General features: G+C 46.3%; 19 protein-coding genes. 2 read left to right on the top strand and 17 right to left on the bottom strand.

The window, feature by feature from the left end:
* Positions 1-136: 136 nt before the first annotated feature.
* From GB992_RS09950 to GB992_RS09940, 3 genes are read right to left on the bottom strand one after another with little or no spacing between them, the layout of a single operon-like run.
* A complete protein-coding gene (locus GB992_RS09950) occupies positions 137-934 on the bottom strand; it encodes a metal ABC transporter permease (protein ID WP_161002305.1) in 798 nt (265 codons plus the stop codon).
* Positions 927-1,679 carry a metal ABC transporter ATP-binding protein gene (locus GB992_RS09945; protein ID WP_161002304.1) on the bottom strand — a complete coding sequence of 251 codons (753 nt, stop codon included), beginning with the start codon at positions 1,677-1,679 and terminating at the stop codon, positions 927-929. Before GB992_RS09945 ends, GB992_RS09950 begins: the two co-directional genes overlap by 8 nt.
* Positions 1,669-2,601, bottom strand: coding sequence for a metal ABC transporter solute-binding protein, Zn/Mn family (locus GB992_RS09940; RefSeq protein WP_238331106.1), 933 nt, complete (start codon positions 2,599-2,601; stop codon positions 1,669-1,671). The genes GB992_RS09945 and GB992_RS09940 overlap by 11 nt, the downstream gene beginning before the upstream one ends.
* A gap of 602 nt (positions 2,602-3,203) precedes the next feature.
* Between GB992_RS09940 and abc-f the strand changes: the two genes are divergently transcribed.
* Complete coding sequence (abc-f, locus tag GB992_RS09935) at positions 3,204-4,667, top strand: ribosomal protection-like ABC-F family protein (protein WP_161002303.1); 1,464 nt, start codon at positions 3,204-3,206, stop codon at positions 4,665-4,667.
* A gap of 83 nt (positions 4,668-4,750) precedes the next feature.
* On the opposite strand, the gene GB992_RS09930 is transcribed toward abc-f, so the two are convergent.
* From GB992_RS09930 to trpS, 14 genes are all read right to left on the bottom strand, one after another.
* A complete protein-coding gene (locus GB992_RS09930; protein ID WP_161002302.1) occupies positions 4,751-5,683 on the bottom strand; it encodes an alpha/beta hydrolase in 933 nt (310 codons plus the stop codon).
* Between the two features lie 36 nt (positions 5,684-5,719).
* Positions 5,720-6,637 carry a 4-(cytidine 5'-diphospho)-2-C-methyl-D-erythritol kinase gene (gene ispE, locus GB992_RS09925; protein WP_161002341.1) on the bottom strand — a complete coding sequence of 306 codons (918 nt, stop codon included), beginning with the start codon at positions 6,635-6,637 and terminating at the stop codon, positions 5,720-5,722.
* A 677-nt stretch (positions 6,638-7,314) separates the two neighbouring features.
* A complete protein-coding gene (locus tag GB992_RS09920; protein ID WP_017260524.1) occupies positions 7,315-7,554 on the bottom strand; it encodes a Veg family protein in 240 nt (79 codons plus the stop codon).
* A gap of 90 nt (positions 7,555-7,644) precedes the next feature.
* Positions 7,645-8,547 carry a 16S rRNA (adenine(1518)-N(6)/adenine(1519)-N(6))-dimethyltransferase RsmA gene (gene rsmA / locus GB992_RS09915; RefSeq protein WP_161002301.1) on the bottom strand — a complete coding sequence of 301 codons (903 nt, stop codon included), beginning with the start codon at positions 8,545-8,547 and terminating at the stop codon, positions 7,645-7,647.
* 66 nt (positions 8,548-8,613) lie between these two features.
* On the bottom strand, positions 8,614-9,162 hold the full coding sequence (gene rnmV / locus GB992_RS09910) for a ribonuclease M5 (protein WP_161002300.1): 549 nt from the start codon (positions 9,160-9,162) through the stop codon (positions 8,614-8,616).
* Positions 9,162-9,941: a TatD family hydrolase gene (locus GB992_RS09905; RefSeq protein ID WP_161002299.1), complete on the bottom strand. Its 780-nt coding sequence runs from the start codon at positions 9,939-9,941 to the stop codon at positions 9,162-9,164. Before GB992_RS09905 ends, rnmV begins: the two co-directional genes overlap by 1 nt.
* Before the next feature lie 25 nt (positions 9,942-9,966).
* The gene (gene metG / locus GB992_RS09900) at positions 9,967-12,006 is read right to left on the bottom strand and encodes a methionine--tRNA ligase (protein WP_161002298.1); all 2,040 of its coding nucleotides are present in this window, start codon (positions 12,004-12,006) and stop codon (positions 9,967-9,969) included.
* Between the two features lie 120 nt (positions 12,007-12,126).
* Positions 12,127-12,975: a DUF72 domain-containing protein gene (locus GB992_RS09895; protein ID WP_161002297.1), complete on the bottom strand. Its 849-nt coding sequence runs from the start codon at positions 12,973-12,975 to the stop codon at positions 12,127-12,129.
* Positions 12,976-13,081: 106 nt separating this feature from the next.
* On the bottom strand, positions 13,082-13,402 hold the full coding sequence (locus tag GB992_RS09890) for a hypothetical protein (RefSeq protein WP_017260530.1): 321 nt from the start codon (positions 13,400-13,402) through the stop codon (positions 13,082-13,084).
* Positions 13,403-13,481: 79 nt separating this feature from the next.
* Positions 13,482-14,189 carry an NAD-dependent protein deacylase gene (locus GB992_RS09885; RefSeq protein WP_162855680.1) on the bottom strand — a complete coding sequence of 236 codons (708 nt, stop codon included), beginning with the start codon at positions 14,187-14,189 and terminating at the stop codon, positions 13,482-13,484.
* Between the two features lie 34 nt (positions 14,190-14,223).
* The gene (locus tag GB992_RS09880) at positions 14,224-15,192 is read right to left on the bottom strand and encodes an IpaB/EvcA family protein (RefSeq protein WP_161002296.1); all 969 of its coding nucleotides are present in this window, start codon (positions 15,190-15,192) and stop codon (positions 14,224-14,226) included.
* A 636-nt stretch (positions 15,193-15,828) separates the two neighbouring features.
* Positions 15,829-17,085, bottom strand: a complete 1,257-nt coding sequence (locus GB992_RS09875) for a hydroxymethylglutaryl-CoA reductase, degradative (protein ID WP_238331105.1) — start codon at positions 17,083-17,085, stop codon at positions 15,829-15,831.
* Between the two features lie 28 nt (positions 17,086-17,113).
* Positions 17,114-18,049, bottom strand: coding sequence for a Ppx/GppA family phosphatase (locus GB992_RS09870; RefSeq protein WP_161002294.1), 936 nt, complete (start codon positions 18,047-18,049; stop codon positions 17,114-17,116).
* A gap of 64 nt (positions 18,050-18,113) precedes the next feature.
* Positions 18,114-19,148, bottom strand: coding sequence for a tryptophan--tRNA ligase (gene trpS / locus GB992_RS09865; protein WP_161002293.1), 1,035 nt, complete (start codon positions 19,146-19,148; stop codon positions 18,114-18,116).
* Positions 19,149-20,002: 854 nt separating this feature from the next.
* Between trpS and helD the strand changes: the two genes are divergently transcribed.
* On the top strand, positions 20,003-22,348 hold the full coding sequence (gene helD / locus GB992_RS09860; protein WP_186337572.1) for an RNA polymerase recycling motor HelD: 2,346 nt from the start codon (positions 20,003-20,005) through the stop codon (positions 22,346-22,348).
* The last annotated feature ends 3 nt before the right edge of the window (positions 22,349-22,351 follow it).

The following is a 22,351-nucleotide window of genomic DNA, read 5'->3' as shown; positions in this document are numbered from 1 at the left end:
CTACCTCAACTCATTTTTAATTTCACAATGAACGACAAAAAGCGTTCTTTCCTTGGTTAATAATAGCACAACGTTCGTAATTACTGGGCGCTTCTCACAAAAAAAGCGTCGTTTCCGACGCCGTTCTCATACCACTTTAATTTCGTGCTGTGAAGCGATTAAAAATCAGACCAATAAAGTAAAACAGAACTTCAATGACGGCAATGAAGAAAGAGACCGGCCAGTTTGTCCAGTAGCTCAGCGCCAAACCGAGCCACACACCAATCAAAGCAAATAGAATGGCTAGGCCAATCATGCTGCCAACACCGTGTGCAAAATATTTTGCCGCAGAAGCAGGTAATGTAAGCAAGATAAAGATTAACAGGGAGCCCACGATTTGAGCGGCCACACTGACTGAAAATGCTAATGCAACCAGAAAGATGATGGCCAGTGTGGTGCCATGAATACCGGCAACCCGCGCTCCGACAGCGTCAAACGAATCAAACTTCAAACTTCGGTACACCGCCATAATTACCACAATCACTGCCAAGGCTAAAATAGCAACTTGCAGTACAGATGTCCGGCTGATCCCAATGACCGAGCCAAACAAAATATTTGTAGCTGAACTGGCATTTTGGTTTGATAGCGACAAGAACAAAATTCCCAGCCCAATCGCCAACGCTGAAATCGAGGTAATCGCCGCCTCACGACGGGATGCCTTACTACTTAATTGACCAACGGCGACAGAACTGACGCTGGTAAATAATAGCATCCCCGCCAATGGTGTCCAGCCCACAAACAATCCGAAAGCTGCCCCAGCGAAACCAATTTCAGATAATGTATGTGTTAAAAAAGACATGTTTCGAGCGACCACAAAGACCCCAACGATACCGCTGACAATTGCGATTAATGTGCCCGCCGCAAAGGCATTTTGCATAAATGGATAATTAAGCATGAGCCGCCTCCAGTACCGTTTCGTTCAATTCGTCAATCGTGCCCAGTTGATACGGGCCCGGCTGCATTAACAAAAAGTTGGTAGAATACTTCTTTGTTAATGGCAAATCGTGCGTTACGAAGATGACTGCTGCCTGTGTTTGCTGCTGATATTGTTTAAGCAAGTCCAGCAATTCAAACTTCATGTTGTTATCCAAACTGGCAGTCGATTCATCCAAAATCAACAACTGTGGCAGTCGAATCAAAGCTTGAGCCAAATAAGCTTTCTGTAACTCACCACCAGAAACACGGCCAAGCGGTGTGTGCGCGATTCGCGTCAAATCTGTTTCGTGCAACACTTGATTCAAGCGTTGCTTTTCGTGTTTAGACCACCATGGCGTTAAGTGATCATGTAGTGCCAAACCCACAAAATCTTTCACGGTTAACGGATACTCGGTATCAACGTTTCTAAATTGCGGAACGTAACCGATCGTTACCTGGGAGCGACTCGGCAAAAACGAAACTTCGCCAGCCGTGGGCCGCAGTTGTTGGAGTAAAATTCGTATAAGGGTTGTTTTACCAATCCCATTTTCGCCAAGTACGCTAAGGAATTCGCCACGCTTTAACGTGAACGTGAGTCCTTGAAACACCGTTTTTTGACCAAACTTCATCCCCAGTTTATCCACGGTCATAATGGTATCTTCGGTTAGTTGGCTGTCAGGTTGATCATTGGGATCAATCTTTTGATGCGTCTCATTACTTGCCATGCTGATTGTCCTCCTCTAACGCAGTTTTGACTTGGTTCAATTCATTGGTCATCCAGTGTGCGTACGACTGATTGGACGGCAACGTTTCCGTCACTTGAACCACTGGAATGTGGTAGCGACGCGCTTGTTTGGTCATTGAGTTCACAATTGGCTGTGAATTCTGCGTGTTCACAACCCATAAGGCAACCCTGTGTTGTTTAAAATCACGCGTTAGTTTGGCAATGTCTGCTGGCGATGGATCGGTTCCCTCTTCAACAGCACGGGCAAAATGATTATCAGTGACTTTTAAATTTACTGCCGATAATGTGTCATTGAACACCGGCTCACTAACAGCGACCGCTTGATGATGACCTGTCCGCTTTAGCTGTTTAATCGTCTTTTTCCACGATGACAGTGTCTCGAGGTAACGGTCGGCATTCCGTTTAAAAGTCGCTTTATGCTCAGGTTGCAAACGCGAAAAGCGTGTTACCATCTGTGCAACTAAGCGTGGCATCGTCTGCGGATTGTACCAAATGTGAGGATTCTCGCCAACCTGTCGGTGCATCAAAGCTGTCCCAACATTAATGGTGCGCTTCTCCTGGCCATTCGCTGCCACAACTTTTCCCAACCAGTCATCATAACCCAAACCATTTTCAATGATCACATCAGCCTTAGCAACCTGCTTTGCTGTGTGCGTCGTTGGCTCAAAGCTTTCCGCGTCAATGCTAGGGCTGTTAATAACAGCCGTCACCTGACCATATTGCCCCAGCACTGCGCTGGCGGCCTGAGCGTAGAAATCCAGTGAACTTACCACGCGAATTTTTGAGGTCGGTTTAGCTCGCGCAATCATTCTTCGTTGATCCACTACTAAGCTAACAGTCAATGCGATTAAGAGTAATGCTATAATACTGAAAATATGTAAGCCACGTTTATGTTGTCGCAAAAGAATGTCCTTTCTGCAATCAATATGTAAAAAGTAATGATTACCGTTTAATAGTGTACCGAAACTCCAAAAAAATTGCAATCGGTAAACTTCAGAACGTAACCTCTTCTTAAGAGCACAAAATTAACCTTAAGCATCCATATCCACATATGATAAGAACTTTTGGAGATCAAAATAACTGAACAAAACTTAGTATTTCTCGACATTATGTATCCTGAAACCCAACGCTAAAGGCATTCTTTCTTGACAGCCGCTCCAAAAACCGTTACATTATTATCGAAATGATTTACCAATACTAAAATTTTTAAGGAGATCCGCCGATGCGCAACTAATAACTGTTTTGGAACTAAGTGAACTCATAATTTTATCTACGAATATCCAGAAGACAACAGGAATTGGTCTCGTTTGCCCTCTGCGAAGACACTTCAATAGATAGTTGTGAATTCATTCAGTGCCAGCAGTTACATGTTGCGGGGGTGGACTCTTTTTTTGTGCGCTTCCCCGCATGTCTGGACTGTCTTGGCACGTTCTGGGGAGGTTATAAAATGAAATATTTTCTTCTCGCTTAACACCTATCTAGTTAACTTGTAAGGAGTGATTTCATGTTTGTTATTCAAGCACAAAATATTGCCATAACACGGCATCAACAACAATTATTTAATATTGAGCAACTCGTCATTAATCCTGGTGACCGCATCGGTCTAATCGGCGCTAATGGTGCTGGCAAAACAACGCTGATTGATATTCTGACTGGCTCGCTGACCCCTGATGCTGGTATCGTTGATCGCCAAACGACGCCTGTTGTCGTCCACCAATTGCATGATATTTCCACGCAAAGTGGTGGTGAACAGGTTAAAAACGCTATCTTAACAGCTTTACGTCAACAACCCGAATGGTTAATTTTGGATGAGCCCAGCGCTAATTTAGACGAGACAAACCAGCAGTGGTTAATTAACCAGCTCAACCGATTTAAAGGCACCTTGCTACTGATTTCGCATGATCGAACGTTACTCAATGCTGTCACGACAACAACTTGGTCGCTCGCTGATCATACCCTGACAACGTTTGCCGGTAATTATGATGCCTTTACGGCTAATGAAACGGCCCAACGCAATAATCAGGCAGCTGCATTCCGAAACTACCAGCAACAAAAGCATAAGCTGGAAGTCGCCGCTATCAAACGCACTGAACGGGCTGCCAAAACAACAAAGCCCAATCCCCACAATCATAGTCGTAACGAGCTCCAGGATATGAAAAGCTCACTACGCCGTAATCAAGGCAAAATGACCAAAGCAGCGCGTGTTATGAAGGATCACGCTGAACATCTGACACCAGTTGCCAAACCCACTGAGCAGCCCTCAGTTACCTTACGGGCGGAACAGTTCGCCACTCTAGGCCGGCATACACCGATCAATATTCAGCATCTGGCCTTGGAGGCAGGCGACCGAACGTTGGCAAACGATGTCAACTTCGTCCTCCACACTGGTGACCGTGTCGCCATCACCGGGCCCAACCAGGTCGGTAAAACGACACTGCTTCGCGCCGTTTTAGCCAACCAAAATCAGTCCATCAGCGTCAATCCTGCAGTTAAATTTGGTTACTTTGCTCAGAATATGAGCCGGTTGAATCTAACCACTACCATTTGGCAAAACGTGACTGAACATACGCGTCAGGACAACGCTATTGTCCGCACAGTCTTGGCTGAATTTGGTTTTAAAGCGACTGCCTTAGATATCCCTGCCCAAAACCTTAGCGGCGGCCAACGTGTTAAGGTTTCACTGGTTAAAGTTCTGCTCAGCGACGCCAATGTGCTTATCCTTGACGAGCCAACGAACTACCTTGATTTACCAACGCTCACAGCACTCGAACAATTTTTAACCACGTACCCTGGCACCGTTTTATTTGTCTCACATGATGAAACATTTGTGACACACGTCGCGACTCGCGTCTTAAAGCTTTCTACTCACGGTCTGATTGACCCCAATCAGGTAGCGACCAAACGGATTACGGCGGCGCAACGTCAAGCTGCTGATGAGGCATTGCTCGCTCAGTTTCGTGATTTGTAGTCGTCTTTTCAATTTCATTCCCCCCAAAAAGGGCCGCTAGAACAAATAACACTTGTTCTAGCGGCCCTTTTTAGTCACACATTTTATTTCACATAACGATTTAAAAAATCAGTTAGCGTTTGACGATATTTGCTCGGTTGCGTTCGAATACTTGAGATATGCGCAGCCTCATCGTCAATAATCAGTTGCTTAGGTTCATTTGCCCGTGCATACAGCTCGTATGCGTCCCCAACCGGCACCGTTTGATCTTTAGCACCATGAAACATCAAAATTGGTAAATGATTTTTAGCCACCTCAGCTAAAATATCACCATCTTTAAAAGCATAGCCGGCCTGACGTTTGGCGAAGTCATCAGCAATTGGCATCAACACGCTGCTAGGCACATGATACTTATGCCACAACCGAAACTTACCTTCCTGAAAAACATTTCGAAAACCGCTATCTTCAACAATGGCGCGCACGTTATGCGGCAACGTTTGACCACTTGTAGCCATCACCGTTGTGGCACCCATGCTAATGCCCATCAACACAATGTTAACTTGCTCACCTTGGTTAGCAATAACAGTGTCGATCCACTGCTGGTAATCATTTCGATCCAACCAACCAAAACCGATCACATTACCATCACTACGCCCATGTGCACGTGCGTCCGGCATTAACACACTGTATCCCGCGTCCATGAACAACCGGGCGTACGGAATCATTTGTTCGCGTGAGTGATGCAACCCGTGAGCTAAAATAGCTACTTTATTGGTATTGTGGGCGTTTGACATAAATGTTGCCCGTAAAGTTAGTCCGTCAGCTGTTTTAATCGCCCACGGTGACTGTTCTTGATGCTTGAACCACTCATTTTCAATGTCGGTATTGGCCTCAAGCGAGGCCTGTCGACCAGCCAATTTTTGCTTGTTAGACCAACCGGTTGCGAGCAAATAAACTGCGTAACCAGCACCAATCAAAGTCGTGTAACTCGTAGCAATGGCCAGTGCAGTCCGTTTGATTAACGTTTTTTTATTCATTCAATCACTCCAAACCTGATTCTTCTTTAAGCACCTTCAAACGGATGCCGATGATTGCGCAAAATCGGTGTGCAAACTAACGGGACGCACGACATGGACTTCCCGACAAAAACCTGACAAACCGTTAGCCACGTGTTGAGCCCGTGATTGTTTACGGCAGATGCCAAACACCGTTGGACCAGTGCCACTCATTTCGGCCACATCTGCACCAAAACGAACCATCTGCTCCTTAAGATGATTTACCGTTGGGTAAAGCCGTGACGTGATCGGCGTTAATACGTTTTCCACGGAATCACAAATCTCATCATAGTCGCCCCGTTGAATCGCAGCGACTAGTGCGTGCGTATCCGCATGCTGAACTTCGGCATAGTTAATGCGCCGCAAAATCGATGGTGTTGACACGCTGATTTTGGGTTTAGCGATCACCACCCACATCGGGGGCAGTTTAGGTAATTGCGTGATGATCTCACCGCGCCCCGTCACATGCGCCGTTTGACTGCAAACGCAATACGGCACATCTGCATCAATCTGTAACCCTAATTGACACAAAGTTGACTGATCTAAATTGAGCTCCCATAGTCGGTTCAGTGCTCGCAATACCGCTGCTGCATCCGACGAACCACCGCCCATTCCAGCTGCGACCGGAATATGCTTTTCAATATGGATGTTCATCGCCTCTTTACGACCATATGTGGTCGCCAATAAGTGAGCAGCCTGATAAGCAAGATTACGATGGTCATTTGGTAAAAAGCCACTATCTGTGGTGACTTTAATGCGACCATTGCGGCCCAGTGTTTTGACGGCGACATAATCCGCCAAATCAACGGACGTTAAAACCATATCCCATTCTTCACTGCCATCATGGTGATGAAAGGGTGTATCGAGGCTCAAATTAAGCTTGGCCGGCGCCTTTTCGAGTGTCTCCGTAAAATCACCTCCGCTACCACGAAATATATAACGTAAGTATATTACAGTCCCCCCATAATCGCCACCAGCTCGCGGTAAAATCCACTGACGGCACTTATAAAAGGTATTATCTAGCGATGTCCTGCCGCTTACGGTCGTTCGCTTTTGAAATTCGCCTGTGGGGACCGTTCAAGCCTCCAAAGTTCGGAGTCTCTCACCTTCACTGGCGATTTCAACGCGCACTCCCTTCAGCTCACATTATTGTTGAATGATAAGTACACGTCATTGGAGAAATTGGAGCACGATGTGATTTTCTACAAGTGAGCCATCTTTTGCGTTTCATCAAATATAAAATGTCACCTGTCAACTTAAATCTATCTACAATCGTAGTCGTATCATTTCGTGTGATTTACGTTAGCAAGTGATCTTATACTCGAGATGGGAGGGCGTCAACATTGATACCGAGCCGTGAAGGTGGTGTTAATTCGAAAGCTCCTCTCGAATTTACACCACGGACGGTCGTCAAGACTCGGATTCCCACGAGGCTTGACGGCGAGGTGAGAGACGGTATCCTTCCGGCTTGAACCGGTCCCACGGCGAGCGTATCAATGTTGACAACCGGACTACCCGCCACGTCTAAGTTGTAGATTAAATGATAAACCAAACAAAAAAAGCCCCAATTTCCACACAGGAAATGAGCTCCATTCGTAAAATTAAGCTGACGATTATTCTTCGTCGAACGCAATTTCAATATTTTTAGTTAACACATCAGTGTAACTGTAAGAGACTCGTTCAAATGAGTTCTCCTCTTGGTCGAGGTCAACCACAAAAACAGCCGGATACGTTTCCTTAAGTGTGCCGCGGCGCTTAGTCACCTTTTTGCGACCTGCCTGAGCTACAACCATCAACTTTTGACCCAATTTAGCGTCCAGTTTAGCCTTGATACTTTGTAATGTTACTGGCATGCAATTCACCTCACATGCATAACAGTATATCATGGTCAAGTACTTTTTGCAATTGTTCCAATGAGGAAACTCCGTACATCTCTCAAGCAGTTAAAACAGATTGTGCGTGTGTAAAACGTTTGTTAACGCGATGAACCGCTCTAATGATAACCTTTCGGCACGAATGGACTGGGCCAATGCCATTTCGTCCAAACTCGCCTGCAGTTCAACTTTTGTAGCTGGTGCCTTGCCGAAGATACTTTGTAAGTTGTTCCAAAGACTCTTGCGACGGTGAGCAAAACAGCCACGAATCAACCGAAACAACGCATCATCGCTGAATGGTTTTTCAACAAGCGGTTCGCGTGGCGTTAACGTAACGATGGCAGAATCCACATTTGGCTGGGGAATGAACGCCGTCCTTGAGACGGTGAATGCCAGACGTGCTTGCATCTTATATTGAACCGCTAGCGTTAGCGCGCCATACGCTTTAGTTCCAGGCTCAGCACTCAATCGTTCCGCCACTTCCTTTTGCATCATGACGACAATCGCGGCAAAGTCGATTGGTGCACTCACGAGTCCCATTAAAATGGGGGTCGTGATGTAATAAGGCAAGTTAGCCACCACTTTAACAGTCTTGGCATCCGGCAGATGTTCGGCAATTTCTTTAGTCAAATCTACTTTTAAGATATCAGCATTAACCACATCAACATTATTGTATGGTGCCAACGTTTCCGCCAATACGGGGATTAAATTCTGGTCGATTTCAAACGCCAGCACGCGCTTGGCAGACCGGGCTAATTGCTCTGTCAGTGCACCGATCCCAGGTCCAACTTCGATGACATCATCGTCATCTGTGATGTCAGCTGCACTCACAATGTTGTGCAAAATATTAACGTCTGACAGGAAGTTTTGACCTAAACTCTTCTTTACTGCGATCCCATACGTATTCATAATTGCCCGCGTACGAACGGGATTAGCAATATCGGGGCGGTCGGCCCGTTTTGATTCAGTCATCTAGTCTCCTTGAACACTTCAATATTTTTAACGTGTGGCACTCAACAATGTGATTTTTCAACATTACTAATCTAATTGTTGAACTGCCTTTTCAAAATCTTCACGGCTTACTTGAAAAAGTTGAAGTCGTTTAAGCAACTGCTTGCCGTTGACGTAGCCCAAATTCAGCGCCTCACCGAGTTTTTCCCGACGTTGCCGCGAATCCGCTTGACCAATTAAGCCAGCTGCTAACAAATCTTGCTGAAAGATCAGCGGCTTATCGTCTAACGAACCGACAGACAAATGTTGCAAAGCTGCTTTAATGACGGCAGGGTCAGCGTGTTCGACACCCAAACTACCGCCCGCATTCTCCGGTACGCCTTGCTTGCGCGTAATAAACGCATGCTTAGCATCTGGCACCGCTGCACTAATTAGTTTACGCAGCCGCTCGCCATTGAAATCAGGATCAGTCAACACAATAACACCACGCGTCGCCTGCAATTGTTTAATTTGAGCCAGTTTCGTTTTGTTGAGTGCTGACCCATTCGTCTCAAACGTATCGGCATTTACAGCCTGCTGAATGCGTTTGGTATCATCCTTGCCCTCAACAACCAGCACTTCTTTTAATTTGTCCATTAATCTTCAATCCCAAAGAATTGGTTCGCGTTAGCAAACGTCGCATCCGCAATCTCTAGTTCTGTCTGTTCACGCAGTTTAGCAATGGCCTGTACCGTGAAAGCTACATTAGCCGGTTCATTCTGCTCGCCGCGATGTGGTTCTGGCGTCAGGTATGGAGCATCGGTTTCCACCAACATTCGATCTAACGGCGTTTGTTTAACAGAATCATGAACCTCATGCGCGTTTTTAAAACTGGCAACACCAGAGTAAGACACGACCATACCAAGATCCAAAAAGCGTTTGAGCCACTCCGGATCACCGTTAAAGCTGTGCATCACCCCACCGATGTCACGAATATCTGCCGCTTTTAAAATGGCGTACGTATCCGCAAACGCATCACGATTGTGGATGATAACTGGCTTCCCTAACGATTTAGCAATATCAACCTGGCGAGCAAAAATGCGTTTTTGATCGCCCACGACAGCATCTAGATTATCCACATGATAATCTAAACCAATTTCGCCGAGTGCCATCACCCGACTATCCTGCAGTTGACCAATCATGGTCTCCTCAACCGCATCGTTATAGGTCGCAACCTCTTCCGGATGCCAGCCAACTGCGGCCCACATATTTGAATAACGGTGCGCCAGCTCAATCCCGCGTTCATTCAGTTTGGCGTCAGATCCTACGTTCATGATCCGTGTAACATGGGCATCCGCGGCGTGTTGATTATATGATGCGGCTTCCTCATAAAAGGTATCGTCATTCAAATGAGTGTGTGAATCAAAAATTTCCATCTTTATCTCCGTTATTGAGATTGATTTATCCCAGAACATCCCCGTTATTCAGGCTGTCTGGCACAATAACCAGCGTCACCTTGCCATCACGTTCAGTCGACAACAACATCCCTTGACTGATCTGACCACGCATCTTCCGTGGTTTCAAGTTCGTAACAGCCAGTACTTTCTTACCAGTTAACTTTTCATAATCAGGATACCATTCATGAATACCTGAGAGGATTTGCCGATTTTGTTGATCGCCAGCGTCCAAACGGAATTGCAATAGCTTATCCGCACCCTCAACTGGTTTGACCGACTTTATTTCAGCAACCTTGATTTCTGTTTTATCAAATTCATCAAACTTGATTTCAGGTTTCGTCAAGTTCAGGGTGACGTTTTCTGGTTCCCATTGAGAATCAGCAGCCGCTGCCATTGCAGAACGGCCCTTTTGCTTATCCGTCTTTGTCATTTGTGATTGGATAAAGTCGACTTCTTCTTGTGCATCCAAGCGTGGGAAGATTGGCGTTCCTTTCGCAACAACTTTTGTGTTAACCGGCAGGTCGGCCATCTTTAATCCCTCGATCTGCATGCTAGCTGCATCCGTTGGCAACCCCAACTGCGTCAAAATTTCTTTTGGTGCGTGTGTCATGATTGGTTGAATCAACAGTGCGATCACCCGCAGGCTGGCCACTAAATGGCTCATGGCAGCAGCCAAACGTTTGTCATCACCATCATTAGCCTTTTTAGCTAACGTCCATGGTTCTGTTTCATCAATGTATTTATTTGTGCGTGAAACGAGCTTCCAAACCGCTGACAAAGCATCCGCAAAGTGCAGACTTTCCATCAACTGGTGGTATTCGGCAATCGTATCCACAGCCGTTTGTTCCAGATCAGCATCTGGTTCATTAACGTTGCTTTCAAAGGCCGGTACGACCCCATCGTAATACTTATTAACCATGGCAACAGTCCGGTTCAGTAAGTTTCCAAGGTCATTGGCCAAATCATAATTAATCTTGTCAACAAAGTCTTCCGGCGTGAATACACCATCGTTACCAAATGGCATTGCCTTCAACAGGTAGTACCGTAAAGCATCCAGTCCGTAACGGTGAACCAGGGTCTCGGGGTAAATGACGTTTCCCTTTGACTTACTCATCTTACCGTTCTTCATCAACAACCAGCCGTGACCAACCACGTGCTTTGGCAAAGGTAAGCCAAGTGCGTGCAAAATAATTGGCCAATAAATGGTGTGAAAACGCACAATTTCCTTACCAACCATTTGAACATTAGCTGGCCAGTACTTCTTGAAGTTGCTGTCGTCATCGCTACCATATCCCAAGGCGGTGATATAGTTGGATAATGCATCAACCCAAACGTAGATCACGTGCTTTGGATCCGTTTTAACTGGCACACCCCACTTGTAACTCGTCCGAGAAACGGACAGGTCTTCCAAGCCAGGTTCCAAGAAGTTCTTCACCATTTCATTCATCCGCGTGTTTGGAATAATGAAATCTGGGTGTTCTTTATAGTAGTTCATCAACCAATCAGCGTACTTACTCATCTTGAAGAAGTAGGATTCTTCATCAGTCCAGACAACTTCATGTCCCGATGGTGCTTTCCCGCCGGTCACTTTACCATTTTCATCACGGAAGACTTCTGCTAATTGGGATTCCGTAAAGAATTCCTCATCATCCACGGAGTACCAGCCTTCATAGTGGCCCTTGTAAATGTCGCCTTGTGCTAATAACTGATCGAAAATTTTCTGAACAGCGACTTCATGATATTCATCCGTTGTCCGAATGAACTTGTCGTTACTGATTTCCAGCAACTTCCACAGTTCTTTAATCTGGTCAGCCATGCCATCGACATACTCCTTCGGCTGTTTGCCCAAAGATTCGGCTTTTTCTTCAATTTTTTGACCGTGTTCATCTGTTCCAGTCAGGAAGAAGACGTCGTTACCCATTAACCGCCGGTAACGCGCCTCGGCATCGACTGCGATGGTCGTATATGAATTCCCGATATGTAACTTGCCAGACGGGTAATAAATTGGCGTAGTAATGTAGTAAGTCGGCTTTTTTTCTGCCATGAACAAATCTTCTCCTTTAGTTCGCGAGCCCGCAATGTTTGGCATCACGAACACCTCGTTAGTCTGAATAAGTATACCATAGCACTTTGCATGGCTACGGAGTTTATCAAACAGAATTTCTCAAAATAAATCTAATTGGGTGGGTCCCAATCCATTAAACGTTAATCCCAGTTGATCACGCAGACTTTCAGCATTAGCCGCGGCGTCTCGATGCCCATTATTGTTGAAGATCACGTACGTTTGGTCAACCTGTTGGCTCACTGTTTTAACAGCTTCACCTAAGCGAGCTAACTCATCATCTGAATACCGATAATTGGTACGATCCTTACGCCAGTCTCCCTGGTGATCTAACCAACCACGCCGGTTCTGACCGTGAAATCGAAAGTACGCTGCAGTTGGCGTTGTGACGACCGGTGTAAATGGCACGCCGCGATTGCCATCATTCGGTTCATCCGCAATTACGTACGTCATGTTAAGACTCGTCAAGTAATCAAACACATCCTTGCTCAAACTACCTTCATACCAACTGGGATCACGGAACTCTACCGCAATCGGCAAATCGCCCATGTGAATCCGCACGTCACGTAGATAACGAATATGGTCTAAGTTTCGAGTAAAGTACGGTGGAAACTGAAATAACACGGTTGCCAACATTCCCGCCTTGACTAACGGAACAACTGCGCGACGGAATTGATTAAACGTTTGCCAGCGCTCGTCATCACTGACTTGTTCAGACTTCGCATCATCATGACGTGTCATCACCTGATGGGCCTTCAAAATGTACTGAAAGCCATCTGGTGCTTGATTGCGCCAATTGGTGACGGTCTTAATACTGGGTACACCATAAAAAGACGTATCCAATTCAACCAGCGGAAACACACCAGCATACTCAGAAAACAGCACATCACGCTGTTCATCGTGAATTAAATGTGGATGCCGCGTCCATGTCGATAATCCTATCGTAATCAATTCGTTGTCCCCCTTTTGATCTATTCTTGCGTTCTTGCAATAATTTCTAACAAAAACGGTGCCACCATTATGGGCACCGTTGAATAATCTTCAAATATGATTAGCGTTACTTAAACTGACGAATAACGTTGGTTTCTTCTTCAGATAAGGTCTTGCCCTTCAATGTGCTGATCAACATCAATCCCTGACGCCGGTAATTGCTGCGAATGGCAGAAAATGACCAGCTGATCATCGCAAACAGGAAGGTCACCATTGCGGCATTCGTTCGTGGCATGGCGACACCAAACAGCATTGCTGGTTGGGCGCCAAAGAACACTTGCCAAGCACCGTAAAACATTAAGAAATCAAATAATAGTTGTAGTCGATTGACCCACTTCATCTGTGACAGTAAACTCCCAAGCCGGGCAAAAATATCATCACGATTCATCCTCTGTCACCCACTTTCTTTATGGCACCTGCATTTAATACATTAATTGTAAGAAAGTCCGGCCCAAAACGCAATTGATTTAACCTTTTAGACCAGCAAAAAACGTTTCTGCATCGCCGGTATATTGAGCCGTTACGCTGCCTGCTGGAATCGGTTCATTATTCACCACAATCAGCTTAGCATTGGGCCGACGGTAATTAATCAACCCGGCAAACGGATATACCTTAAACGAAGTACCAACAATCACTAACAAGTCAGCCGCTTCAATAGCAGCCATGGACCGCTGTAGTGCAGACTCCGAGATAGACTCGCCATATAACACAATGTCTGGGCGAATGATCCCGTGGTCTGTGTCATGATACATGGATTTCATGTAATCGTGCCAATCAACCTGTTCGCCGTCCTTGCTACAATAACAGCAATATAAATTGCCATGAAACTCAACAACTTGGCCATTACCGGCTGTTCTGTCCAGATTATCAATGTTTTGGGTAATCAATGAGGCCCGACCTGATTGACACAACGCCGCAATTTTTTCGTGAATGACGTTTGGCTTGGCATCTGGAAAGTACAAATTCTCTTTCACAAAATCATAGAACATTTCAGGCTGATCAACGAAACAGTCATGGCTCAACAAGTACTCTGGTGGTAAACCCTTGAACTTAGCCGAATACAGTCCAGACTTGGACCGGTAATCAGGAATGCCTGAAGCAGTCGAAACGCCCGCCCCAGTCATAAACGTAATGTGTTGTGCTTGATCAAACAATGTTTGCAAATTCTCTGTCATCACGAACCACCTTTCGTTTGCCAATCACGCCAACCTAATCCCGCACGATATAACTAATGTTATGCGCCTCGAGGAAATCCTTAACCGGCGTATCATACACTTCTTTGAAAAACGACGAACTGTCCGCATCTTCCTTAGGCGGTGTCATCACAAATGCATTTTGCCGATCAGAACGATTCAATGCAACATAAGCTCGTTCTCCTGACTGTTTATCTTTCAAATCAGAATGGAAAATTTCAAACATCTGGCGCATTTCCAACCGCAATTGACGTTCACTCAATACGCTTGTGACCGTTGTGAATGCCGTACTATTCAACGCTGGCAAACCCCAATCAGTTAATTGTTCATCAAACGCCTTGTACAAACGAACCAGTGCCCGCCGAACCTCAAACGGTGTATTGATTTGTTTAGCCATCATCACATCGTACAGCTTTTTAGCGGCTGCATAGGTCTTCGGGAAATTGGTACCTAATTCCTTTTCATGCTTACTGATACCATCCCCGTAAAATACAAGTGCATCTAGTAACACGAGCAAACGTAATGCATTTTGTGCGTCATCTTCAGCACCTGTTTCGGGTTCAGGATCAATCGTCGCAAAAATTCCGTTATAAAATTCATCACTGACCTTGTCGTCAATCAAGCCATGACCAGCCAAGGCTGGAAAAATCACCACATGGTTCACGATATTGAACAACTGGGTCGACATGGCCATCAGCTGTTCATCCAACTCATCGTCACCAAACGTGAGGTTAAATTCAATCTGAGGAAAACCTTGCAACAACATCAACAAGTGACTCAGTTCGTGAGCCGCTGAATACTGAGGCGCGGTAATATCGTCAACCCAGATCAACAGGCGGTCTTTTAACACATGTTGTTCAACCTGATCATCACGAACGTAACCGGCGTGTTTGTCACCGAACTGGACCATTACCGTGCCAGGAAATAGCTCGTTGACTTGGTCCAACAACGTTTGAACCGCTGGCGCTAATTTAATGTCTGCCATGTTTACTCCTTTATTTCTACATAAAATTCATTATTGGTTTCACATTTAATACCAAGTTACGATTAGTTACTTTAAGCTTCCGTCTCCAGTTGTCCGCGCTGAAGCCACTGTGTGGACCGGTTCGAGCCCGCAAATACACGGTCTCTCACCTCGCCTTGAAGCCTCCAAAACCGAGTCTTCAAGTTCGTCCGTGATGTAAATTCAGCAAAAACCGCTTCATTAACATCATCTTCACAGTTTTTTCAACGCGGACAACCTCCAACTACAGTGAACGTTAATGAAAATAACATTAGCTCCCTGTAACCAATAAATTTCGACTATAACTACAGATCAGTAAAACCACAGCCTGTTCCGATAAGCAAATCGTCGCCTGTCTGTAATCTAAAGTAAATTAACCTATACATAGCTTGAAAACTGTTATATCAGCTGAAGGGCGGCGACATTGGAACCAAGTCGTGAAAATGGTGTTAATTCGGTGGTGTCCCGAATTTACAGCATGGACGGTCGCGGAGACTCGGCTTCTCACGAGACTCGGCGGCGAGGTGAAAGACTGCGGTCTACAGGCTTGAACCGGACCCACGACGGCGTTCCAATGTCGCCAACCGGAAGCGACAGTTACCACAAACGCTAAAACAGTTATTGCTGATTGAGCTTGGTGACAATTGCTTTGGCTAAGGTAGCGGATGGGTGAGCGTGTGTTTTGAGCGCTTCGACCACAGCCGGTACCTGCTCCGGTGTCGCACCTGCAGCGACTGCTAAGTTGCGGTACTGCAGTTGCATATGACCTTGTTGAATGCCTTCGCTGACAAGCGCTCGCAGCGCTGCCAAATTTTGGGCCAAGCCCAAAGCAACTGTCAGTTGGTTTAACGTAGCAACATCTTTGACTTGTAGGATCTGCTGATTCAGTTTGGCCAATGGTAATGATGCCGTCGCTCCGCCAACAACACCCAAATGCATCGGCATCGTTAGCGAGCCAATCAACCGATCACCAGCCAACTGCCAACGAGACAAGCCACGATACTGACCGTCTCTGGCTGCGTACGCATGCGCACTGGCTTCAACGGCCCGCCAGTCATTACCGGTCGCTATCACGACGGCATCGACACCGTTCATGATGCCCTTGTTATGCGTTGTTGCTCGGCTAACATCCAGCTGAGCAATCTGGCCGGCTGCAACAATTCGTTTGGCAACGGTTAGGCCAACCGCCGCATTATGCTTTGCTAAATTAGCGACTGGCACATTTACCGCTGCGGTGACCAACGTCTGTTGACCATCGTTTGCTAAAATGCTCATCACCGGATGTTGTTCAAGGACATCTTGTAAATGATGGCCGAGAGCCTCCAACATGCTATTCATAATGTTGGCACCCATGGCCTCGCCAGTATCGACAAACAAATCAACGCTGACAAAGCCCTCTCCCAGCGCACGTACGCGCAGTTTGCGGGCGCCGCCACCGTACTTAACAATACTGGGATGCGCTTGATTAGCCAGTGACAGCAATTTTGCTTCATTGGGCGTTACAAAACGACTAATTTCAGCCACCGTCACCGTTTGGAAAACAATCTGCCCCATCAGCAAGTTCGTGTCCGTCCGCGTGACGATGCCGTCACCGCTGGCGGACATTTTGCCACCATAACTAGCAGCCGCAATGACAGAAGGCTCTTCCGTTACCATTGGTACCAGATAGTCGTGTCCGTTCATCCGAATAGTCGCGGCCAATCCTTCTGGCAAATGATAACTCGTCAAGTAGTTTTCTGTCAGCAAGGCATCATCCTCGCTGGCATTATCAGCCAGCATTTGTCGCTGAATCGTCGTTAGGTCGCCTAACTGACTGGCAACCGCCAATCGCTGCTGCCACGTCAATCGGCGAAATTGAGCAAGCTGCTCTTTCATAGCCTGTTTCTCCTCATCAGTCATGTGGTCACCCGTTATACCGCGGGTGCTTGCTGACATACTCGGACACGATGCCCTCACGCACACCACTTTCTGAGAAAATGACTCGGTCTGAATCAAGCAGTTGTATTAACTCAACTAATGGCAACATGCCGCCAACGATAATGTCAGCCCGGTCATATTCAAGGCCATCGATTGCCTGACGCTGTTTGTTATTCTTCGAAATCAGGCGATCAAACGTGTTGAATACCGTTTCTGTTTTCAAACGGTACCCGTGAATGTCTTCAACACGGGCCATTTTCTGAGCCTTACGGTTGATTCGTGCCAACGTTCGGTTTGCCCCACCAAGTAACACGATTGGCAAATGCATCGCCTCGTTCAACCACCAAACATCTTGCAGACGTTTGCGAACAAATACTTGACCCGAGAACAAATGACCAGCGGTAATGACGTCGCCAAAATGAAATTGTTCAGACAAATTAACGGCGCCAAATGGCACACTAATTAAGTTCTTTGCCCGCCGTTTAGCGACATGAATCAATTCACAGCTGGCACCACCAGTATCCAAAATGAGACAGTCATCTAATGGCAACGCATTGATGGCACCTAAGAAATCGTAGTAGGCTTCATCATCCCCCGACAACACTTGAAGGGACAGTCCAACCTCGTGCTTGACCCGGTCAAGGAATTCTTTTTGGTTGACCGCTTGACGCACTGCCGCCGTAGTAATCGCCCGAACGGTCAGATTAGGGAGGTTTTCGTAAACCTTTTTAAAGTTAACCAATGCGGCAATAGTCCGATCCATCGCCACCTTAGTCAACCGTTTTTCAGCACCCATGCCCTCGGAAATACGGGTGTCTTCTTTAATCCGGCGAACTTCCTTAAAGGAGCCGTCATCTTCAATCTGAGTGACACCCATTCGGACAGAATTAGAGCCCAAATCGACAATCGCTAAATTTTCCATCCTTGGTTACCTCGTTCTTCATCAAACTTGCTGTCACCATTATACGAGCATGGCTAACGGCTGACTAGCGTTGTGTAAAGTAGTTGATGCCCATCGCGTCACGAACTTCTTGAAGTGTTTTGTTAGCAACTTCATTGGCATGAGCTGAACCATCTTCGAGAACTTTGTAAACGTAGTCCATGTTAGCAGCGTATTCTGCGCGTCGTTTGCGAATTGGCGCTAACGTTGCTTCCAACACTTCGTTTAAGTAACGTTTGATCTTAACGTCACCTAGGCCACCGGCTTGGTACTGCGCCTTTAAGTCAGCAACATGCGCCTTGTCCGGGTCAAAGATATCAAGGTAGGTAAAGACAGTGTTCCCTTCTACGTGACCAGGATCGCTCACTTTAATATGTTCAGGGTCGGTATACATCGACATGACTTTTTTGGTGACCGTGTCGGCGTCATCCGATAGGTAGATCGCGTTGCCGAGTGATTTGCTCATCTTCGCGTTACCATCTAAACCAGGAATCCGGCCTTCGCCCTTTGGCGGGAATACGCCTTCTGGTTCAACCAAAATATCTTTGTGGTAAGCTCCGTTAAATGAACGAACAAGCTCCCGCGCCTGTTCCAACATTGGTTCTTGATCATCACCAACTGGCACTGTTGTCGCCTTGAAAGCTGTGATATCAGCTGTTTGGCTAACTGGATACGTCAAGAAACCAGCTGGAATACTTTGGCCGAAACCTTTTTGACTGATTTCTGACTTGACGGTTGGGTTTCGTTCCAAACGAGCTAAGGTGACTAAGTTTAAATAGATCATGGTCAACTCGTTGAGGGCAGGAATTTGCGATTGAACTAAAATCGTCGACTTCTTCGGATCGATTCCAACGGCCAAGTAATCTAAGGTAACTTCTGTCAGACTTTTACGGATTTTTTCTGGATCACGCGCGTTATCCGTCAACGCCTGCATATCAGCAATCATGATAAACGTTTCGTAGTCACCAGAATTTTGTAAGGCAACTCGATTTCTCAAAGATCCTACATAGTGACCAATGTGCAACTTTCCCGTTGGCCGGTCACCCGTTAAAATTATTTTTTTCTCATTTTCATTTGCCATATTGGTCTCCTTTTTTCGTGCTGACGTTTGAAACAAAAACCGCCCCATGACGCCAACACAAATACTGTATTGTCATCATAGGACGGTTACCCGCGGTGCCACCTATTTTGGATGCGTGGCGCGCAAACGCACACGACATCCCGCTTTATTAATGTCATTTAGTTGATTGGCCTTGCTAGCTAACTGCCCACTTTGGTCGTGATGACTGACTCTCAACATCTCAGTCTCGCTGTAGTTAGACCTACTCTACGGTTAACGTGGTAAAACATGGTCAATAAATTAATTATAACGGCTTTCGTGAAGCCTGTCAAAGCCCAGTCTCACAGTCACACAAACTGTAATTCAACATGATTGACACAAACCTTTTTCGCGCATAAAATGGTTTGCGTTTAGTTACCAACAAATTTAGATGCACTTAGACGTTTAATTCAATCCCTAGATAAAATGTCTGCGTTCCGTCGGTCAGAGACGCCGTTTCATGGGACCGGGCCTAGCCCCCAGAACGGTCTAAGCCCTCGAAACTCTGTCCCTGACCGACTCGACTACTGTTACAAGTGCCCACTATTACCACAAAAGGTAATGACGGAACATCGGCTCAGTGTATTGAGGCAACACAGTGGTAGCTGGAGGGCGGTGGTGGTGAAAACCTGCTGTGAAGGTGTTGTTAGTGCGGCGGTTTGGGCCGGATTTACAACACGGACGCGCTTGAAGACGCGGTTTTCGGCTTCAAGGCGAGGTGAAAGACTCCGATTTTCAGGAGGTTTGATCCGGTCCCACAGCGGTTTTCACCACCGCCAACCGGAAGCGGACTTTTAGATTGAACTATTTATATTCACATGAGGCCCCAAGGCGTCATGAACAGACTTGTCACTGATCACACGGAGGCTAATTATTTGGATAACGAAGAACGACAGCATGAGCAGCAGCGTGTAGACCAAGTCATGGACGAGATCAACCGCCAGTTGGTCGACAATCAGCAACAATTCGAACGGGCACACCACGAAACGAGCGCCATTCAGAAAAACTATGCTGAAAACGCATCAGTCAACACGTTTGAGGTCGATGATGCGATGGAAACCAATGCGCAGCTACAACAGCAACGACAATTAGTTTATTTGGCCGTGACTAACGAAGCGACCATTCGTCAACAACTCGACAATTTAAAACAACTCAAGGAATCACCTTATTTCGGACGCATCGACATTCAGGATGCCGGCGAGTCCAAACCAGAATCTTTATACATTGGGACATTTTCACTCACCAACGAAGCACAGGACTTTGTTGTCTACGATTGGCGGGCACCCATTTCCAGTATCTATTACAACGGCACACTCGGTAAAGTCGCCTACACGACACCCGCTGGCAAACAAACGACGGATTTACAGAAGAAACGTCAATTCACCATTAAAGATGGCGAGATCAAAAACATGTTTGATACCAACGAAACGGTTGGTGACGAAATGTTGCAGGCTGTTTTAGGACAACAAAACGACGAAGTGATGCAAAACATCGTCGCTACCATTCAAAAAGAGCAAAACGATATTATTCGTGACACCCGCTCTGATCTATTGGTCGTTCAAGGAGTAGCTGGATCTGGTAAGACCTCGGCCATTCTGCAGCGGATCGCCTTTTTGCTCTATCACAGCCGTAACGGTGGTGAAAGTGAACTGCAAGCCGATCAAATGATCCTGTTCTCCCCTAACCGTTTGTTCAGTCACTACATTTCAGAAGTGCTCCCTAGTTTAGGGGAACGAAACATGCGGCAGGTCACGCTGGACGACTTTCTCACCCAACGTTTGCAAGGTCTCAACGTACAAACATTATTTGAACGCTACGAATCAGACGCTGATGACACCAATCCAATGTTCCGTGATGTCCGTAACTATCTTGAAAGCACCGCGTTTGTTAAAGCTGTCACGGCTTATTGTAAACATGTTCCGACCCAGGACATTCGGTTTAACGACATCCTCCTTGATGGTTCACTCTTCTTCACCAAGGAAGCGATTGCTGCCATTTATGCAGAACAACCAGAGACGATGAGCACGACTGGTAAAATTCTCGCCACTAAGAACAGGCTGATTAAAAAGCTCAAACGGCGAATCCGCACGGACGCAAAAGACGACTGGGTCGCCGAAGCACTCGATAATCTAGACACTGAGCACTATCACGATTTGCTAGGTGAACGGGTTGGCCGGTTCAAGGAGCTCGACGATGAAGTTGAGTTTGCTTCGCGAGAAATCGTTCGCAAACGATACGAGCCAGTGTATGACGCATTATTCAATAATTACTTTCTCGATGTTTATCGCCAGTACGATCATTTTCTACAAACGGTAACACCCGCAAATGTTGACGCTGATCACTGGGACATGCATGAACAAGATTTCGACACAAACATTGAATATCACCGCATCAGTTTAGATGACGCAGTGCCACTGCTTTATCTGCGAGATCTTATTACCGGCGGCGGTCAAAATCGTAGTATCGCCTATTTATTCATTGATGAAATGCAAGACTATTCGATGACCCAAATGTGCTACTTCCGTCACGCATTTCCAAAAGCTAAGTTCACCCTTCTTGGGGATAGCGAGCAGGCCTTGTTCAACCGCATGCAGCGGCCACAGGAACTATTGGACAATCTCGCCCAAGCGTTTAATGCCAAACGGCCAAACTTGATTACGTTGAGCAGAAGCTACCGTTCCACGCTACCAATCACCAATTTCGCGAAGGGATTATTGCCAGATGGTGACCAAATTCAAGCGTTCAATCGCCCCGGCGACTTGCCACGGATTTTATTGCGGTATAATGAACAAGACGCCATCAGTGCCACAAAGGAGCTAGTTCAGGCAGAACTTGATACGTACGGCACCGTCGCAATCTTAACGAAGGACGTTACCACCGCCCAGCAAGTCTACCGTGAGCTTCACCGTGACTTTCCCATCACCCTGCTAAATGATATGGACCGCACATTGCCCAAAGGGGTCATTGTACTACCCGTTTATTTAGCAAAGGGACTCGAGTTCGACTCTGTCATCGCCTACGATGTTTCGATCAGCAATTACCCAACAGACGATGCTATCGGAATTCTTTATACGATTGCGTCACGTGCGATGCACCACTTGTCGTTAGTTACCATTGGTGAAGCAAGTCCTGTTATTAGTCACGTTTCTCCCGAACTACTGTCCATTGAACATGAGTTATAAAAT

This window comes from Furfurilactobacillus milii, assembly GCF_009863985.1.
GTDB lineage: Bacteria > Bacillota > Bacilli > Lactobacillales > Lactobacillaceae > Furfurilactobacillus > Furfurilactobacillus milii_A.
Note: the sequence above shows the minus strand (reverse complement) of the source record. Positions and strands in the feature narration are given on the sequence as shown.

Excerpts from the sequence above, each read along its gene's own strand:
- GB992_RS09950 (WP_161002305.1), bottom strand. The coding sequence starts at position 934 with ATGCTTAATTATCCATTTATGCAAAATGCCTTTGCGGCGGGCACATTA.
- GB992_RS09945 (WP_161002304.1), bottom strand. The coding sequence starts at position 1,679 with ATGGCAAGTAATGAGACGCATCAAAAGATTGATCCCAATGATCAACCT.
- abc-f (WP_161002303.1), top strand. The coding sequence starts at position 3,204 with ATGTTTGTTATTCAAGCACAAAATATTGCCATAACACGGCATCAACAA.
- GB992_RS09930 (WP_161002302.1), bottom strand. The coding sequence starts at position 5,683 with ATGAATAAAAAAACGTTAATCAAACGGACTGCACTGGCCATTGCTACG.
- GB992_RS09920 (WP_017260524.1), bottom strand. The coding sequence starts at position 7,554 with ATGCCAGTAACATTACAAAGTATCAAGGCTAAACTGGACGCTAAATTG.
- rsmA (WP_161002301.1), bottom strand. The coding sequence starts at position 8,547 with ATGACTGAATCAAAACGGGCCGACCGCCCCGATATTGCTAATCCCGTT.
- rnmV (WP_161002300.1), bottom strand. The coding sequence starts at position 9,162 with ATGGACAAATTAAAAGAAGTGCTGGTTGTTGAGGGCAAGGATGATACC.
- GB992_RS09905 (WP_161002299.1), bottom strand. The coding sequence starts at position 9,941 with ATGGAAATTTTTGATTCACACACTCATTTGAATGACGATACCTTTTAT.
- metG (WP_161002298.1), bottom strand. The coding sequence starts at position 12,006 with ATGGCAGAAAAAAAGCCGACTTACTACATTACTACGCCAATTTATTAC.
- GB992_RS09890 (WP_017260530.1), bottom strand. The coding sequence starts at position 13,402 with ATGAATCGTGATGATATTTTTGCCCGGCTTGGGAGTTTACTGTCACAG.
- GB992_RS09885 (WP_162855680.1), bottom strand. The coding sequence starts at position 14,189 with ATGACAGAGAATTTGCAAACATTGTTTGATCAAGCACAACACATTACG.
- GB992_RS09880 (WP_161002296.1), bottom strand. The coding sequence starts at position 15,192 with ATGGCAGACATTAAATTAGCGCCAGCGGTTCAAACGTTGTTGGACCAA.
- GB992_RS09875 (WP_238331105.1), bottom strand. The coding sequence starts at position 17,085 with ATGAAAGAGCAGCTTGCTCAATTTCGCCGATTGACGTGGCAGCAGCGA.
- GB992_RS09870 (WP_161002294.1), bottom strand. The coding sequence starts at position 18,049 with ATGGAAAATTTAGCGATTGTCGATTTGGGCTCTAATTCTGTCCGAATG.
- trpS (WP_161002293.1), bottom strand. The coding sequence starts at position 19,148 with ATGGCAAATGAAAATGAGAAAAAAATAATTTTAACGGGTGACCGGCCA.
- helD (WP_186337572.1), top strand. The coding sequence starts at position 20,003 with ATGAACAGACTTGTCACTGATCACACGGAGGCTAATTATTTGGATAAC.